A 15,843-nucleotide genomic window follows, 5' to 3' on the forward strand; every position below is an offset into this window, starting at 1 on the left:
TTCCTCCTCCCGGCGTTCTCCCATCCCCCGCGCCCCGGGCACGCGGTCGACGGCCTGCCGCCTCCCGACCCCTGCTCGGACACCGGGGCTGTCTACACTCGGGAGGCGACGACGAAGGAGTGTGCGCGATGCCGGCGAGACCCCACCACCCCGTGAGCTCCCGGCTGCTGCCGGCGCTCGCGGCCCTCCTGATCGCCGCGGTCCTCGCGCTGGTCCCCGCGACCGCGGCGACGGCCGAATCGCCCGTCTCCTTCTCCTCCTCCACCGTCCTCGACTCGGTCGGGGTGCTGAGCTCCGGAGAGACCGCCGAGATCGAGCAGGCCTCGCGGGCCCTCTACGACCAGCACCGCGTGCAGCTGTTCGTCGCCTTCGTCGACTCCTTCACCGATCCGTCCGACCGCGCCGCGTGGGCGGACGAGACCGCGACCCGCAACGGACTGGGCACCGACGACGTCCTCCTGGCCGTCGCGGTCGACGCCCGCCAGTACCAGGTGTCGGTCGCGCAGGGCTTCGCCCTCGACGACGCGCAGGTCTCCTCGCTCCAGTCCGACGACATCGAGCCGAGGCTCGCCGACGGCGACTGGGCCGGAGCCGCGGTGGCCGCCGCCGACGGGATCGGGCAGCGCCTCGACGCGCCCAGCGCCGGCGAGTCCCTCGGCTCGGGGCTGCTGATCGCGCTCGGCGTGCTCGCGGCCCTCGTCGTGGTCGGCCTCGTGGTGCTGCTGCTCGTCCGCCGCGCGCGGAAGCGCCGCGCCCAGGAGGCGGTGGAGGCCTCGATCGACGAGCTCACCACCCGTGCCGGGTCGGCCCTCGTCCACGCCGACGACGCCGTCCGCACCAGCGAGCAGGAGGTCGGCTTCGCGGAGGCGCAGTTCGGCGCCGACGCGACCGGCGCGTTCCGCGAGGCGCTCGTCACCGCGAACCGCCTGCTCGGCGAGGCCTTCACCCTGCAGCAGCGCCTCGACGACGCCGAGCCGGAGACCGATCAGGAGCGCCGCGACGGCTACCAGCGCATCCTCCAGCTCTGCGCCGACGCCGAGCAGACGCTCGACGAGCGCGCGAGTGCGTTCGAGGAGCTGCGCGACCTCGAGAAGAACGCGCCGCAGGTCGCCGCCGCGCTCTCGGCTCGCGCCGCCGAGGTCGGCGACCGCCTCCCCTCGGCCCGCGCCCGCCTCGCCGAGCTCGCCTCCCGCTACGCGCCGACCGCGATCGACGACGTGGGCGACGACGCCGACCAGGCCGAGGACCGCCTCCGCTTCACCCGCGACCAGCTCGCCGGCGCCCAGCAGGCGCTGCAGGCCGGCGACTCCGGCCGCGCCGCCGTGCTGCTGCGCGCCGGGCAGCAGGCCGCCGAGCAGGCCTCCGGGCTCGTCGACGCGGTGGCGACGCGCGGCGACGAGCTGCAGAAAGCGGAGGCCTCGCTCGCCGGCCGCATCGCCGAGATCCGCGCCGACGTGGCGCAGGGACGAGCGCTCGCCGCCTCCCAGGACGCGGAGTCCGCTGCCCAGGCGCAGAACGTCGCCGCGGCGGTCGCCTCGACCGAGGCCGCCCTCGACGACGTCGAGCGCGCCGCCTCCGTGCGGCCGAACGACCCGCTCGCCCTGCTCGAGGCGCTCACCGCCGCCGACGCCACGATCGACGCCGCCGTCGGCGGGTTCCGCGACGCGCAGGCCCAGCGCGAGCGCGAGCGGGCCGCCCTCGGCGCCGAGCTCACCTCCGCCCGCAGCCGCGTCTCGGCCGCCGAGGACTTCATCGCGGCCCGCCGCGGCGCGGTCGGCTCGGAGGCGCGCACCCGCGTCGCCGAGGCCGCCCGCTCGGCCGAGTACGCCGAGCGCATCGCCGCCACCGACCCCCGCGAGGCTCTCGCCTCCGCCCAGCGCGCTTCGCAGCTCGCCCAGCAGGCGCTCGAGCGGGCGCGGGCCGACGCCGGCTCCTACTCCGCCCCGAACGCCGTCGGCAGCCCCTACGGAGGCGACACGACCGGCGCGTTCCTCGGCGGGATCCTGGTCGAGTCGCTCCTGGGAGGCGGACGCCGCAGCGGCTACCGCTCGGGCGGCTTCGGCGGAGGCGGGTTCAGCGGCGGCTTCGGCGGCGGCGGCTCGTCCCGGCGCTCCGGCGGCGGCGGCTTCGGCGGCGGGCGCAGCAGCGGCGGAGGCGGACGACGCGGCGGCGGCGGGCGCTTCTGAGTGCCCCGGGCATCCGCGCACGACCGACGACCACCACCTCCCCCACGACTCCGGCACCACCTCCGACATCCGGCACCACCCACGACGCAAGGAGAGACACCCATGGCTCAGAGACAGTCGATCTTCGGCCGCATCGCGCAGCTCGCGAAGGCCAACATCAACGCGCTCCTCGACCAGGCCGAGGACCCGCAGAAGATGCTCGACCAGATGGTCCGCGACTACTCCGACAGCATCCGCGACGCCGAGGCGGCGATCGCCACCACGATCGGCAACCTGCGCTTGCTCGAGGACGACTACCGCGAGGACGTGCAGAACGCCCAGGAGTGGGGCGGCAAGGCCCTCGCCGCGAGCCGCAAGGCCGACGAGCTGCGCACCGGCGGGAGCGCCGGCGACGCCGACAAGTTCGACGCGCTGGCCAAGGTCGCTCTGCAGCGCCAGATCCAGTCCGAGAAGGAGGCGAAGGACGCCGAGCCGACCATCGCCTCGCAGACCGAGGTCGTCGACAAGCTCAAGACGGGCCTGAACCAGATGCGCGAGAAGCTGCAGCAGCTCTCGAGCAAGCGCGACGAGCTGATCGCGCGCTCGAAGACCGTCGAGGCGCAGAGCCAGGTCCAGGACGCCGTGAAGAGCATCGACCTGATGGACCCGACGAGCGAGGTGAGCCGCTTCGAGCAGAAGATCCGCCGCGAGGAGGCGCGCGTCCGCGGCGCGGAGGAGCTCGCCTCCTCGAGCCTGGACGCGCAGTTCGAGTCGCTCGAGGACCTCGGCGAGATGACCGAGGTGGAGGCGCGCCTCGCCGCGCTCAAGTCCGGCCGCCCGCAGGACTCGATCGGCTCCTGAGCCCGTGCGCCTCCGGCGGTCCCGCCGGAGGCGCACTCCCCTTCCCGACACGCGCGGAGCGAAGGCTGGCAATCGCCATGGTGCGGTGCCGCCGCCGTCCCCGTAGTGTTCACACCAGGTTGCCCTTGACCCCGGTCGCCCTGATGCCGCGTCCGGCCCCTACCGACGCGGTGAACCATGAGCGGACCGCCCCCGTCGGGATCGCTCGCCGAGAGACCGTCGACGCCGACGGTCACCACGAAGAGCGAGGCGCCGATGAGCACCCCCACCACCACGTCCGTCACCGGAGGCGCCCCCCGCGTCGTCCGCACCCGCCCCCGCGCCGACGGCCGCGTCAACCCGACGACCGAGTACTCCGGTCTCCTCAGCACGGTCCGCGACGCGGGGCTCCTCCGCCGCCGCACCGGCTTCTACTACACGATGTTCGGCGCGCTGGTCCTCGCGCTCGGCGGCATCGTCACCGGCTTCGTCCTGCTGGGCGACTCCTGGTTCCAGCTCCTGCTCGCCGCCGCCCTCGGCATCGTGCTGACGCAGTTCGCCTTCCTCGCCCACGAGGCCTCGCACCGCCAGGTGTTCGAGTCCGGCAAGGCCAACGACGTCGCCGGCCGCACCCTCGCGAACCTCTTCGTCGGCATCAGCTACTCCTGGTGGATGACCAAGCACAGCCGCCACCACGCGAACCCGAACGTGCTGGGCAAGGACCCGGACATCGAGCGCGACGTCGTCTCCTTCACCGCCGAGGACGCGGCCCGCTCGCGCGGCCTCTACGCCTGGCTCACCCGCCGCCAGGGCTACGCGTTCTTCCCGCTCCTGCTGCTCGAGGGCCTCAACCTGCACCTGCACGGCTTCCGCACCGTGTTCGGCAAGGGCAAGGTCGACAAGCGCTGGGTCGAGATCACCATGCTCGTCACCCGCGTCGGCCTCTACCTCGCCGTCGTCTTCTGGGCCCTCCCCCTCGGCATGGCGTTCGCCTTCGTCGGCGTGCAGCTGGGCGTCTTCGGCCTCTACATGGGCGCCTCGTTCGCGCCGAACCACAAGGGCATGCCGCTGCTGCCGAAGGAGGCGCGCGTCGACTTCCTCCGCCGCCAGGTCCTCACCTCGCGCAGCATCCGCAGCACCTGGTTCACCGACCTCTACATGGGCGGCCTCAACTACCAGGTGGAGCACCACCTCTTCCCGAACATGCCCCGCCCGGCGCTGCGCCGTGCGCAGGTCATCGCCAAGGAGTACTGCACCACCCACCAGATCCCCTACACCGAGACCTCGCTGATGGAGTCGTACGCGATCGTCGTCCGCTACCTCAACAAGGTCGGCCTGTCGGCCGGCGGCGACCCGTTCGACTGCCCCGCCGCCTCCGCCTACGGACGCTGAGCACTCCCCCTTCGGAGGCCCCTCGCACCTTCCCGGTGCGGGGGGCCTCCGTCGTTCGCGGGAGCGCAAGGGGGTGCCCCCGCGGGCGGCGGAGTCGTAGCTTCTGTACATGAGCAGCTCCGACTACGACATCGAGCCCACCCCCACCGACACGACCGACGGCGCGCGCACGCCCGACCCCGCCACCGAGACCGGCACCTCCGCGGGCCTCGACGAGGTCGGCGGCGCGGCCTCACCCCTGGCCGACGGCGTCGGCGCCGACGGCGAGGAGCAGAACCCCCCGCTGCCCGACTGGGGCCCCACCGACGGCGTCCACGGCACCGACGCCGAGACCGACGCCTCGGGCACCGAGCAGCACTGACACGGCTCCGCGAGGGACCTCCCCGGCCGGTCGGCGAACGTTCCGACCGCGTTCCGAGGAGGTCCCTCCGTGTTCGCCGGAGGGTCGGCCGGCGCTCGGGCGGCGCGCCCTACACTGGCGAAATGCAGCCGACCGAACGCGCCCTCCGCGTGATCTCCTACAACCTCCGGGAGCACCGAGCGCACGCCGAGATCGCCCCCCTCGCCGCCCGCCACGACATCGACGTGCTGTGCCTGCAGGAGTGCGACACCACGAAGCTGCCGCAGGAGGTGGGCTCGCTCCGGCTCGCGTCCGTCACGGCCCGCAACCGCCTGGGCCTGGCCGTCTACTACTCGCAGGACCGCTTCGAGCTCTCCGGAAGCGCCGCGTTCGAGCTCAGCAAGTCCATGCACGACCGCGTGATGTCCCCCGCCCACGAGCGCCTGCTGGCCGTCCGCCTCGATGACCGCGACGGCGGATCGATCGCCGTCTCGTCCTTCCACGCCGCTCCGCTCTCGGCCGGCAACGCCCTGCGCCGCAAGCAGATCGACGAGGCGCTCAACCGGCTGCGCGAGTACGCGCCGGACACCCCCTCCCTGATGGTCGGCGACTACAACTACCCGTGGTTCTTCCGCGGACTCGACCGCCGGATGACCCGGAACGGCTACCTGGTCTCGCGGAGCGACTCCCCCACCTACGCGCGCTACCGCTACTTCAGCGGCCACTTCGACTTCGCGATCAGCGACTCCGTGCGGATCGAGCGGGTCTCCACGCTGCCCCAGGGCGTCTCGGACCACCTCCCGGTGATGGTCGACGCGCACTACGGCGTCCCCGCCGCCTGAGCGCGGGGCCCACTGGCCCGCACGGTCGGTAGGCTCAGGGGGTGACGACCCTGATCCTCGCCCGGCACGGAGAGACTGTCTGGCACTCCGAGAACCGCTTCGCGGGCTCCTCCGACATCGCGCTGACCCCCCGGGGCCAGGACCAGGCGGCGACTCTGGCCGCCTGGGCCGTCGACGCCGACCTCGAGGCGGTGTACTCCTCCACCCTGGTCCGGGCCGTGCGCACCGCCGTGCCCGCCGCGCGGGCGGCCCACCTCGAGCTGCAGCCCGACCCGGCGCTGGTCGAGGTCGACTTCGGCCGGGGCGAGGGGCTGACCACCGACGAGATGGAGAAGCGCTTCCCGGACGAGTACCACGCGTGGGTCGCGGCGCCGGCCATCCAGCCGATGCCCGGCGGCGAGTCCGGCCTCGACGCCGTCGCCCGCGCGAACACCTCGCTCGCCCGCATCCACCGCGAGCACCCCGACGGCCGCGTGCTCGTCGTCGCGCACGGCACGCTCATCCGCCTCCTGCTGTGCGCCTACCTCGGCATCAACCCCGAGACCTACCGGCACACCTTCCCGGTGGTCGACAACGTCTCGCTGACCACGATGCGCTGGGATGCGACCGGCGTCGGCCTGCTCGGCTACAACGTCCCGCCCGTCCAGACGCAGCGGCGCTCCAGCTGAGCGCAGCGGCCGCTCCGGAGCGGCGCCCGGCGAGCGCGGGCTCGATCGGCCTGGTGCTCGGGTCGGTCGCGAGCGTGCAGCTGGGCGCCTCCTTCGCCGTACTGCTCTTCCCCGCCGCGGGGCCGATCGGCACCGTCACGCTCCGGCTGGTGTTCTCGGCCGTCGTGCTGCTCCTGGTCTGCCGTCCGCGGCTGCGCGGCCACAGCCGGAGCGACTGGGCCACTGTCGCCGCCTACGGTCTCGCCCTCGGCGGGATGAACGCCTGCTACTACGAGGCCATCGCCCGGATCCCGCAGGGCGCCGCCGTCACCCTCGAGGTGCTCGGGCCGCTGACGCTCTCGGTGATCGCCGGGAGGAGCGTGCTGAGCCTGGTCTGGGCGGTGCTCGCGCTGGCCGGGGTGGTGACCCTGTCGCAGGGCGGGTTCTCGGCGCTGGACCCGGTCGGCGTCGGCTTCGCGCTGGGGGCCGCAGTGCTCTGGGCCGCGTACATCGTCTTCGCCGGCCGCACCGGCGGGCGATTCCAGGGGATCGACGGGCTCGCGCTGGCGCTGGCGGCCGGCGCGATCGTGTCGCTGCCGTTCGGCATCGCCTCCGCCGGACCCGCCCTGGTGGTGCCGCCGGTGCTGCTCCTCGGGCTCGCCGTGGCGGTGCTCTCCTCCGCGGTGCCCTACGCGCTGGAGCTGCTGGCGCTGCGGCGCCTGCGCTCCTCCACCTTCTCGATCCTGATGTCGCTCTCCCCCGGGGCGGCCGCGCTCTCGGGCTTCCTCGTGCTCGGCCAGCGCCTCAGCGCCGTCGAGGCCGTCGGGATCGCGCTCGTGGTCGCCGCGAGCATCGGAGCGGTGCGGACCGCGCGGACCTCCGCCTGAGCGGGCAGTTCTTTTGTTAGGCTAACTATGTGCCATCGACCGAGACCCCGCAGACCGATCTCCCGCTGACCTCCCTCGCGGGCGAGGTGCGGGCAGCGGTCGGCCGGCTCGGACGGCGGCTCCGGCAGGAGAAGGCCCAGCACGAGCTCAGCGATCCGCAGTTCAGCGTGCTCGCACTCCTGCACCGCGAGGGCGCCAAGACCCTCGGCGAGCTGGCCGAGGCGGAGCGGGTCCGCCCGCCCTCGATGACCCGCACGGTCGGCTGCCTGGTCGACGAAGGACTCGCGGAGCGCCTCGCCGACCCCGCCGACGGCCGCGTCACCCGCATCCGCCCCACCGGGGCCGGCACCGCACTGGTGCTCGACGTGCGCCGCAGCCGCGACGCGTGGCTCGTGGCGCGCCTCGAGGAGCTCCCTCCCGAGGACCTGCGCCTGCTCCACGACGCGGCGGCGGTCCTGCGCGCGGTGGCCGACCGATGAGCGCGATGTTCCGCTCCCTCGCCGTGCCGAACTACCGCATCTGGTTCGCGGGCGCGATGGTCTCGAACGTCGGCACCTGGATGCAGCGGACGGCCCAGGACTGGATCGTGATCAACGACCTGACCGACCACGACGCGACGGCGCTCGGCGTGACCATGGCACTGCAGTTCGGACCGCAGCTCGTGATGGTCCCCTTCTCCGGCTTCATCGCCGACCGCTTCGACCGGCGGAAGCTCCTGATGGCCACCCAGGGCGCGATGGGCGCGCTCGGGCTCGGCCTGGGACTCATCGTCGTGACCGGGGTCGTCCAGCTCTGGATGGTCTACCTCTTCGCCCTGCTGCTCGGCTTCGCCGCGGCGATCGACGCGCCCGTGCGCCAGACGTTCGTCTCGGCGCTGGTCGAGGAGCGCGACCTCACCAACGCCGTCTCGCTGAACTCGGCCTCCTTCAACTCGGCGCGGATGATCGGACCGGCCCTCGCGGGCGTGCTCATCGCCGCGGTCGGCTCCGGCTGGGTCTTCCTCCTCAACGCCGCGAGCTTCCTCGCCGTCCTGCTCTCGCTGCGCGCGCTGCACCGCGACCAGCTCCGCAGCGCCCCGCGGGCCACCCGCGGCCCGGGTGCGCTGCTGGAGGGGTTCCGCTACGTCTCGAAGCGGCCGGACATCCTCGTGGTGCTCGCGATCGTGTTCCTCATCGGCACCTTCGGCCTGAACTTCCCGATCTTCGCCTCGACGATGGCGACGGTCGAGTTCGACATGGGGGCGAGCGAGTTCGGCCTCCTCTCCTCCGCGATCGCCGTCGGCTCGGTGCTGGGGGCGCTCCTCTCGGCTCGCCGCGATCGCCCGAGGCTCCGGCTCATCGTCGGCGCCTCCGCCGCGTTCGGCGTCGCGCTCGCGCTGGCCGGCGTCATGCCGACGGTCTGGGCGTTCGCGATCCTGCTCCCCTTCGTCGGCATCGCGGCGCAGACGCTGATGACCTCGGCCAACGGCTACGTGCAGCTCTCGACCGCCCCCGAGATGCGGGGCCGGGTCATGGCGCTGTACATGGCCATCTTCGTCGGCGGCACCCCGATCGGCGCACCGCTGATCGGCTGGGTCGCGAACGCCTACGGTCCGCGCCAGGCGATGCTGGTCGGTGCCGCCTCCGGGATCGCGGCGGCCGCCATCGGACTCGCCTTCCACCTCCGCCTGCGCCGCGCCGCCCGGCTCGCGGCCCCCGGGCCGGAGGCTCTGCCCGCCACCGGCGGAGTCCCCCTGCTGCGCCCGCGCGCCTAGGCTCCGTCGGCCGGTCCGCACGCCGGGCGGATCCGCGGACCGCCCACTCGACGGGTCGCCCCCGACGCGGGGCGCGACCGCCGCCCGCCCTCAGGCCTCGCGGGTGATCTCGACGCGGACGAAGAGCTTCGACGAGCGGGGCCCGGCGAACACCCCGCGCAGCGGCGCGATGTCGTTGTAGTCGCGGCCGCGGCCGACGATGACGTGGCGGTCGCCGATGTCGATCAGGTTCGTCGGGTCGTAGCCGCGCCAGGCTCCTCCGCAGAACCACTCGACCCACGCGTGGGACTCCCCCACCACGGTCTCGCCGATCTCGGCGTGCGGCTTGGGGTGCAGGTAGCCCGAGACGTAGCGCGCCGGGATGCCCACCGAGCGCAGCGCCCCGAGGACGATGTGCGTGATGTCCTGGCAGACGCCCTCGCGCGCGGTCCACGACTCCGTCGCGGTGGAGTGCACGCCGGTGACGCCCTGCCGGTAGGTCATCGCCCGGCCGATCGTCTCGGCGATCGTGAGCGCGGCCTCGCACGGGCCGGCCGCCTCGTCCGCGAGCGACCGCGCCATCGCCGCGAGGTCCTCCGGCGGCGCGGTGCGGTGGGTCTGCTTCGACTGCTCCACGTACTCGGTGCGCGTCTCGACCTGCTCGGACAGCTGATCCCACCCGGTCGGGTGGTCGGGGTGCTGCTTCGGCCGGATCTCGACGAGCGAGGTCGCCGTCAGCGAGAGCTCGCGGTGGGCGTCGAGCACGTCGAACGACGAGACGCGGGTGCCCCAGTAGTCGGTGTAGGCGTGGACCGAGGTCACCGGCCGGATGTCGAGGTTCGAGAACAGCACCAGCTGCCCGTCCGAGGAGGCGGGGAGCATCCGCGCCTCGTTGTAGGACGCGACCACGTCCCCCGCGTAGGTGAAGCCCGTGGTGTGCCTGATGCGCAGCCTGCTCACAGCGCCTCCCCGATCCAGCTCGGCATGACGTTGGTGGGGAAGTACCGCTGGCGGATCGCCTCGGACGCGGCCGAGGTCGCCTCCTGCACGCTGTCCATGTGCCGCGGCAGGTCCTCGAGGATGTCGGTGATCGGCCGGAACTCCAGCTCGCTGCGGATCCGCCCGAGGACGCGCTGCGCGTCGCCGGAGTGGCCGATGCGGCCGGTGCGCGGCTCGATGTCGCGCATGCACGCCTCCGCCCGCGAGACCGAGAAGAGGATCGAGCGCGGGAACAGCCGGTCCAGGAGGAGGAACTCGGCCGCGTTCCGCGCGCTCGGCACGCCCCGGTAGGTGCGCAGGTACGCCTCGTAGGCGCCGCAGGAGCGGAGGATCGTGGTCCAGGAGGGGCCGCTCGCCTCGGTCAGCGAGCGGGTGGCGAGCAGGCGGGCGGTCATGTCGGCGCGCTCGATCGAGCGGCCGAGGGTGAAGAACTGCCAGGCCTCGTCGCGCGAGGTCGCCGACTCGATGATGCCGACGGCGAGGGCGGAGCGCTCGCGCACCCAGCTGAAGAACTCCGACACCCGCTCGCCCGAGACGCGGCGCGGCATCCGGGTGCGCGTGGTGTTGAGGCACTCCCAGAGCTCGGTCGAGACGATCTCGCGCGCCCGGCGGGCGTTCTCGCGGGCCGCGCCGAGCGAATAGGCGATCGAGGCGGGGTTCGTGCGGTCGATCGCGAGGATCGCCAGCACGTCGGCGCGGGTGATCTCGCGCATATCGTCGGGCGGGGTCGAGCCCATCACCGACAGGAGCGAGCGGCAGGCCGTGTCCTCGTCGATCCACGGGTCCTCGAGCAGGAGCTGGAGGTGGACGTCGAGGATGCGGGCGGTGCCATCGGACCGCTCGATGTAGCGGCCGATCCAGAACAGCGACTCGGCGATCCGGGAGAGCATCAGTCGTCCTCCCCCGCCGCGAGCGTCTGCTGCTGCTGCTGGTCCTGGTCGGTGTTCGGCGCGTCCTGCGGCGAGTGGTCGGGCGTGTGGTTGAGCGGGTAGACGATCGGGATGGAGCTGGTGACCGCGGCCTGCTCGGCGACGAGCGCCTGGATGTCGCGCGCCTCGGGATCGGCGCTGCGCGCCTCCTCGAGGCCGACCACCCAGGTGTCCTTCGATCCGCCGCCCTGCGACGAGTTGACGACGAGCTGCCCCTCGGGGAGCGCGACGCGGGTCAGGCCGCCGGGCAGCACCCAGACGTCGGTGCCGTCGTTCACGGCGAAGGGCCGCAGGTCGGCGTGCCGGGGGCGCATCCCGTCGTCGACGAGGGTGGGGATGGTGGAGAGCTGCACGACCGGCTGCGCGATCCAGCCGCGCGGGTCGGCCTGGAGGCGGGAGCGCAGCTCCGCGAGCTCCTTCGCCGAGGCGGCCGGCCCGACGACCAGGCCCTTGCCGCCGGAGCCGTCGACCGGCTTCACGACGAGCTCGTCGAGGCGGTCGAGCACCTCCTCGAGCGCTCCCGGATCCTCGAGCCGCCACGTGTCGACGTTCTTGATCACCGGCTCCTCCGAGAGGTAGTAGCGGATGAGGTCGGGCAAGTACGTGTAGACGAGCTTGTCGTCGGCGACGCCGTTGCCGACCGCGTTGGCGATCGTGACGTTCCCGAGCCGGGCCGCGAGCATCAGCCCGGGCGAGCCGAGCATCGAGTCGGCGCGGAACTGCAGCGGATCGAGGAACTCGTCGTCCACGCGGCGGTAGATCACGTCGACCCGGGTCGGGCCGGAGGTGGTGCGCATGAACACCTTGCCGCCCGTGCAGAACAGGTCGCGGCCCTCGACCAGCTCGACGCCCATGAGGCGGGCGAGGAGGGTGTGCTCGAAGTAGGCGGAGTTGTAGACGCCCGGGGTGAGCACGACCACGGTCGGGTCGTCGACGCCCTCGGGGGCGGAGGCGCGGAGGGCCTGCAGCAGCTTGTTCGGGTAGTCGCCGACCGGGCGCACCCGCATCGAGACGAACAGCTCGGGCAGCGTCTGCGCCATCACCCGGCGGTTCGAGATGACGTAGGAGACGCCGGAGGGCACGCGGACGTTGTCCTCGAGGACCCGCCAGCCGCCCTTCTCGTCGCGGATCAGGTCGATCCCGGACACCTGGATCCGCACGCCGTTCGCGGGGACGATGCCCGCGGCCTGCCGGTGGAAGTGGCTGGAGCTCGAGATCAGCCCGGCGGGGATGACGCCGTCGGCCACGGCGTTCTGCGGGCCGTAGACGTCGGCGAGGAACGCCTCGAGAGCACGGACCCGCTGCTTGATGCCGGTCTGCACCTCGTTCCACTCGGCGCGCTCGATCACCCGGGGGACGGCGTCGAGGGGGAACGGCCGCTCCTCCCCCGCGAAGTCGAAGGTGACGCCCTGCGCTAGGTAGGAGGAGGCGAGCGCGTCGGTGCGGCCGCGCAGCTCCTCCTGGGTCATCCGCGCGAGCGAGGAGTAGATGTCGCGGTAGGCGCCGCGGACCCCGTCGGGGCCTCCAGTCGACGCCACGTCGGCGAACATCTCGTCCCAGGGGGTGGCGCCCGTGTCGGGCCGCTCGACCTTCTGGGACCCGTATCCGTCGAAGAGGTCACCCATGGCACGACTCTAGTGCGGGGCGTATTGCGGGGATGTTTCGGGCGGCCGCGGGGCGAGCGGGGCGGGTCGGCGACGTCCGGGCACGGCACCGGCGCCGTCCTCCGACAGGCCGGCGGAGGCCCGGGGATCCACGGGAATAGATCCGGCCGCACGTGGTTGAATGAGGATGTACATGCAAACGCATGGACCAGGCCCCACCGGGCCGGAGGACAGAAGGAGCGCCTGATGCAGTTCGGCATCTTCACGGTCAGCGACATCACGACCGACCCCACGACCGGACGGACCCCGTCCGAGTCCGAGAAGATCCAGGCGACCCTCGCGATCGCGCTGAAGGCGGAGGAGATCGGCCTCGACGTCTTCGCCCTGGGCGAGCACCACAATCCGCCGTTCTGGTCCTCCTCCCCCACCACCACGCTCGGCTACCTCGCGGCGAAGACCGAGAGGATCACGCTCTCCACCGCGATGGCCCTCATCACCACGAACGACCCCGTGAAGCTCGCCGAGGACTACGCGATGCTCCAGCACCTCGCCGGCGGCCGCGTCGACCTGATGCTCGGCCGCGGCAACACCGGCCCCGTCTACCCGTGGTTCGGTAAGGACATCCGCCGCGGCATCGAGCTGACGATCGAGAACTACGACCTGCTGCACCGCCTGTGGACCGAGGACTTCGTCGACTGGGAGGGCCAGTTCCGCACCCCCCTCCAGGGCTTCCAGTCGACCCCGCGCCCCCTCGACGGTGTCGCGCCGTTCGTGTGGCACGGATCGATCCGCTCCCCGCAGATCGCCGAGCAGGCCGCCTACTACGGCGACGGCTTCTTCGCGAACCACATCTTCTGGCCCGCCTCGCACACCCAGAAGATGGTGCAGCTCTACCGCCAGCGCTTCGAGCACTACGGCCACGGGACCGCCGACCAGGCGATCGTCGGCCTCGGCGGGCAGATCTTCCTGGCGAAGAACTCGCAGGACGCGGTCTCGCAGTTCCGCCCCTACTTCGACAACGCCCCCGTCTACGGCCACGGCCCCTCGCTCGAGGACTTCACGGAGCAGACCCCGCTCACCGTCGGCTCCCCGCAGCAGATCATCGACCGCACCCTCGGCTTCCGCGAGTACGTCGGCGACTACCAGCGCCAGCTCTTCCTGATGGACCACGCGGGACTCCCGCTGAAGACCGTCCTGGAGCAGATGGACATGCTCGGCGAGATCCTCCCCGCCCTCCGCGCCGGCTTCGCCGAGGGCCGCCCCTCGCACGTGCCCGACGCCCCCACCCACGCCTCCCTCGTGGCCGCGCGCGACGCGCAGCCCGCGGCCGAGCCCGTCACCGTCTAGTCAGGAGCTCTCCATGGACACCCGCAGGATCACCGTCCTCTCGGCCGGCCTCAGCCAGCCGTCCTCGACCCGGCTGCTCGCCGACCGCCTGGCCGACGCCGCCGAGTCCTCCCTCACCGAGCAGGGCTTCGCCGTCGAGCGGAGCGTCGTGGAGCTGCGCGACCTCGCGCACGACGTCACGAACAACCTCCTCACCGGCTTCGCGAGCCCCGCACTGCAGACCGCGCTCGACGCGGTCGCCGGCGCCGACGGCCTGATCGCCGTGACGCCGATCTTCACCACCAGCTACAGCGGGCTCTTCAAGTCGTTCGTCGACGTACTCGACACCGAGGCGCTGCGCGGTCTGCCCGTGCTGCTGGCGGCCACGGGCGGGTCCCCCCGCCACTCCCTGGCCGTCGACTACGCGATGCGCCCGCTCTTCACCTACCTGCACGCGGCGCCCCTCGCGACCACCGTGTTCGCGGCGACGGACGACTGGGGCGGCGCGACCGAGGACGGACGGGCGCTGCCCTCGCGCATCGAGCGCGCCGGACGCGAGCTGGCCGATCAAGCCGCCCGCTCCTCCCGCTCGGGCTCCACGCCCGACCCGTGGGCGCTCGACGGCTCGTTCGAGGGGATGCTCGGCCGCCGCGGCTGAACGCCCGCCGCGCGGATCGGCCGCTCCTCTCATGGATCGGCCGATCCGTCCAGCCGCGATTCCCGCGGCCCTGCCGGAATAGCCTGCCCCCGGGAGCCTGCCGCTGGCCCCCGGAAGGAGGCCGTCATGGGCCTGACCAGCAAGGGGCTCCCCGCGGGGGCTCTCGACCTCTCGCAGCTCGGACGCGCGGTCCTCGACCGCCGCCGCTTCCTCGGAGCGCTCGGCGTCGCCGCCTCCGTCCCGGTCCTCTCCGGCTGCGGCTTCGCCCCCGCGGGCCCCGCGGCGAGCGCCGGCAGCGACACCCTCACCTTCACCACCTGGGGCACCGACGCCGAGCTGGCCGGCTTCCAGCGCGCGATCGACGCGTTCCAGACGGCGAACGCCGGCGCCACCGTGAGCCTCAACGCGGTCCCGTACGAGCAGATGTTCACCAACATCGACGCGCAGCTGCAGGCGGGGAACCCGCCGGACGTCTTCCGGGTCCCGTACTACACGTTCGGCAGCTACGCCGGCCGCGACCAGCTCCTGGACCTGTCGGGCTTCCTCGACTCCGACGTCGCCGAGCGGTTCACCGATCCGGCCTGGGCCGCAGTGCAGAGCGGCGGGAGCCCCTTCGGCGTCCCCCACCACACCGACACCTCGCTGATCCTCTACAACACGCAGGTGCTGGCCGACGCGGGCGTCACCTCCTTCCCCGCCTCGCCCGAGGAGGCGTGGACCTGGGAGGAGTTCACCGAGGTCGGGCGGAAGCTGCGCGCCTCGCTCCCCGCCGAGCGCTACCCCTTCGCCTACAACTGGCAGGGCAACGGCGTCACGCGCTGGCTCAGCCTGCTCTTCCAGGCCGACGGCCGTTTCCTCACCGAGGACCTGTCCGGGCCCGCGATCGACTCCGCCGCCGGCCGCGCCGCGATCGACTTCAGCCGCAGCTTCTTCACCGACGGCCTCGTGCCGCCGAGCAGCTCTGTGCAGGCGACCACCTACGCCAGCGACCTCTGGTACTCGCAGACCACCGCGATGACCTTCGCCGGCGCGTTCCTCATCCCCGACGCCGACTCCACCCTCGACTTCGAGTGGGGCGCCACCTACTCCCCGCGCAACGTGCGCGGAGGCGGCGACTTCGGCGGCAACGCCCTCGTCGCGACCAAGGCCGCGAAGAACCCGGAGCTGGCCGCCTCCTTCCTCGCGTTCGTGACGGAGGAGGAGGCGATGCGCGACTTCTGCGCCGGCGCCTCGCTCCTCCCCACTCGCCGCGACCTCACGGAGTCGGGCATCGAGTTCGCCGTGCGCCCCGAGCTCGCCGAGGTGTTCCTCGGCCAGGCGGGCACCGTCCAGGCGTCCGACTCGGCGCAGGTCGCCTCGCCCGACATGGCCGCGATCATCACGGTGCTCAAGGAGCAGCTGGAGCAGGCCTTCGTCGGCGGGCGCAGCACCGAGGACACCATCGCCGGCCTCACCTCCGGCATCGCGGCCGCGACGCAGTGA

General features: G+C 72.9%; 15 protein-coding genes. 12 read left to right on the plus strand and 3 right to left on the minus strand.

Going from position 1 to position 15,843, the window contains the following annotated elements:
* Positions 1–128: 128 nt before the first annotated feature.
* The 9 genes from C5C36_RS13060 to C5C36_RS13100 all read left to right on the plus strand — a co-directional run bounded on the left by C5C36_RS13060 (position 129) and on the right by C5C36_RS13100 (position 8,866).
* A complete protein-coding gene (locus tag C5C36_RS13060; protein ID WP_104309860.1) occupies positions 129–2,186 on the plus strand; it encodes a TPM domain-containing protein in 2,058 nt (685 codons plus the stop codon).
* Positions 2,187–2,288: 102 nt separating this feature from the next.
* Positions 2,289–3,026, plus strand: a complete 738-nt coding sequence (locus C5C36_RS13065; protein ID WP_104309861.1) for a PspA/IM30 family protein — start codon at positions 2,289–2,291, stop codon at positions 3,024–3,026.
* Positions 3,027–3,281: 255 nt separating this feature from the next.
* Entirely contained in the window at positions 3,282–4,397 is a 1,116-nt protein-coding gene (locus C5C36_RS13070; protein WP_104226226.1) for an acyl-CoA desaturase, read from the plus strand.
* 109 nt (positions 4,398–4,506) lie between these two features.
* Positions 4,507–4,758, plus strand: coding sequence for a hypothetical protein (locus C5C36_RS13075; RefSeq protein ID WP_104246865.1), 252 nt, complete (start codon positions 4,507–4,509; stop codon positions 4,756–4,758).
* A gap of 122 nt (positions 4,759–4,880) precedes the next feature.
* Complete coding sequence (locus C5C36_RS13080; protein WP_104223855.1) at positions 4,881–5,579, plus strand: endonuclease/exonuclease/phosphatase family protein; 699 nt, start codon at positions 4,881–4,883, stop codon at positions 5,577–5,579.
* A gap of 41 nt (positions 5,580–5,620) precedes the next feature.
* Positions 5,621–6,247 carry a histidine phosphatase family protein gene (locus tag C5C36_RS13085; RefSeq protein WP_104309862.1) on the plus strand — a complete coding sequence of 209 codons (627 nt, stop codon included), beginning with the start codon at positions 5,621–5,623 and terminating at the stop codon, positions 6,245–6,247.
* Between the two features lie 53 nt (positions 6,248–6,300).
* Positions 6,301–7,113 (plus strand): DMT family transporter, encoded by an 813-nt coding sequence (locus C5C36_RS13090; RefSeq protein ID WP_244230592.1) that lies wholly within the window; start codon positions 6,301–6,303, stop codon positions 7,111–7,113.
* 29 nt (positions 7,114–7,142) lie between these two features.
* The gene (locus tag C5C36_RS13095; RefSeq protein ID WP_258072297.1) at positions 7,143–7,592 is read left to right on the plus strand and encodes a MarR family winged helix-turn-helix transcriptional regulator; all 450 of its coding nucleotides are present in this window, start codon (positions 7,143–7,145) and stop codon (positions 7,590–7,592) included.
* Positions 7,589–8,866 carry an MFS transporter gene (locus C5C36_RS13100; protein ID WP_104223853.1) on the plus strand — a complete coding sequence of 426 codons (1,278 nt, stop codon included), beginning with the start codon at positions 7,589–7,591 and terminating at the stop codon, positions 8,864–8,866. Before C5C36_RS13095 ends, C5C36_RS13100 begins: the two co-directional genes overlap by 4 nt.
* Before the next feature lie 90 nt (positions 8,867–8,956).
* On the opposite strand, the gene C5C36_RS13105 is transcribed toward C5C36_RS13100, so the two are convergent.
* Genes C5C36_RS13105 through C5C36_RS13115 form a run of 3 tightly spaced genes read right to left on the minus strand, consistent with a single transcriptional unit; the run spans position 8,957 to position 12,398 of the window.
* Positions 8,957–9,805: a transglutaminase family protein gene (locus C5C36_RS13105; RefSeq protein ID WP_104223852.1), complete on the minus strand. Its 849-nt coding sequence runs from the start codon at positions 9,803–9,805 to the stop codon at positions 8,957–8,959.
* The gene (locus tag C5C36_RS13110) at positions 9,802–10,734 is read right to left on the minus strand and encodes an alpha-E domain-containing protein (protein ID WP_104223851.1); all 933 of its coding nucleotides are present in this window, start codon (positions 10,732–10,734) and stop codon (positions 9,802–9,804) included. Before C5C36_RS13110 ends, C5C36_RS13105 begins: the two co-directional genes overlap by 4 nt.
* Entirely contained in the window at positions 10,734–12,398 is a 1,665-nt protein-coding gene (locus C5C36_RS13115) for a circularly permuted type 2 ATP-grasp protein (protein WP_104258103.1), read from the minus strand. Before C5C36_RS13115 ends, C5C36_RS13110 begins: the two co-directional genes overlap by 1 nt.
* Positions 12,399–12,623: 225 nt before the next feature.
* Between C5C36_RS13115 and C5C36_RS13120 the strand changes: the two genes are divergently transcribed.
* The 3 genes from C5C36_RS13120 (at position 12,624) to C5C36_RS13130 (ending at position 15,843) form a co-directional block, all read left to right on the plus strand.
* Positions 12,624–13,724: an LLM class flavin-dependent oxidoreductase gene (locus tag C5C36_RS13120; protein ID WP_104223849.1), complete on the plus strand. Its 1,101-nt coding sequence runs from the start codon at positions 12,624–12,626 to the stop codon at positions 13,722–13,724.
* Between the two features lie 13 nt (positions 13,725–13,737).
* Positions 13,738–14,361 carry an FMN reductase gene (locus C5C36_RS13125; RefSeq protein ID WP_104249848.1) on the plus strand — a complete coding sequence of 208 codons (624 nt, stop codon included), beginning with the start codon at positions 13,738–13,740 and terminating at the stop codon, positions 14,359–14,361.
* A 126-nt stretch (positions 14,362–14,487) separates the two neighbouring features.
* The gene (locus C5C36_RS13130; RefSeq protein WP_104273528.1) at positions 14,488–15,843 is read left to right on the plus strand and encodes a sugar ABC transporter substrate-binding protein; all 1,356 of its coding nucleotides are present in this window, start codon (positions 14,488–14,490) and stop codon (positions 15,841–15,843) included.

Origin of the sequence: Rathayibacter sp. AY1G1 (genome assembly GCF_002932095.1) — a bacterium.
Taxonomy (GTDB): Bacteria; Actinomycetota; Actinomycetes; order Actinomycetales; family Microbacteriaceae; genus Rathayibacter.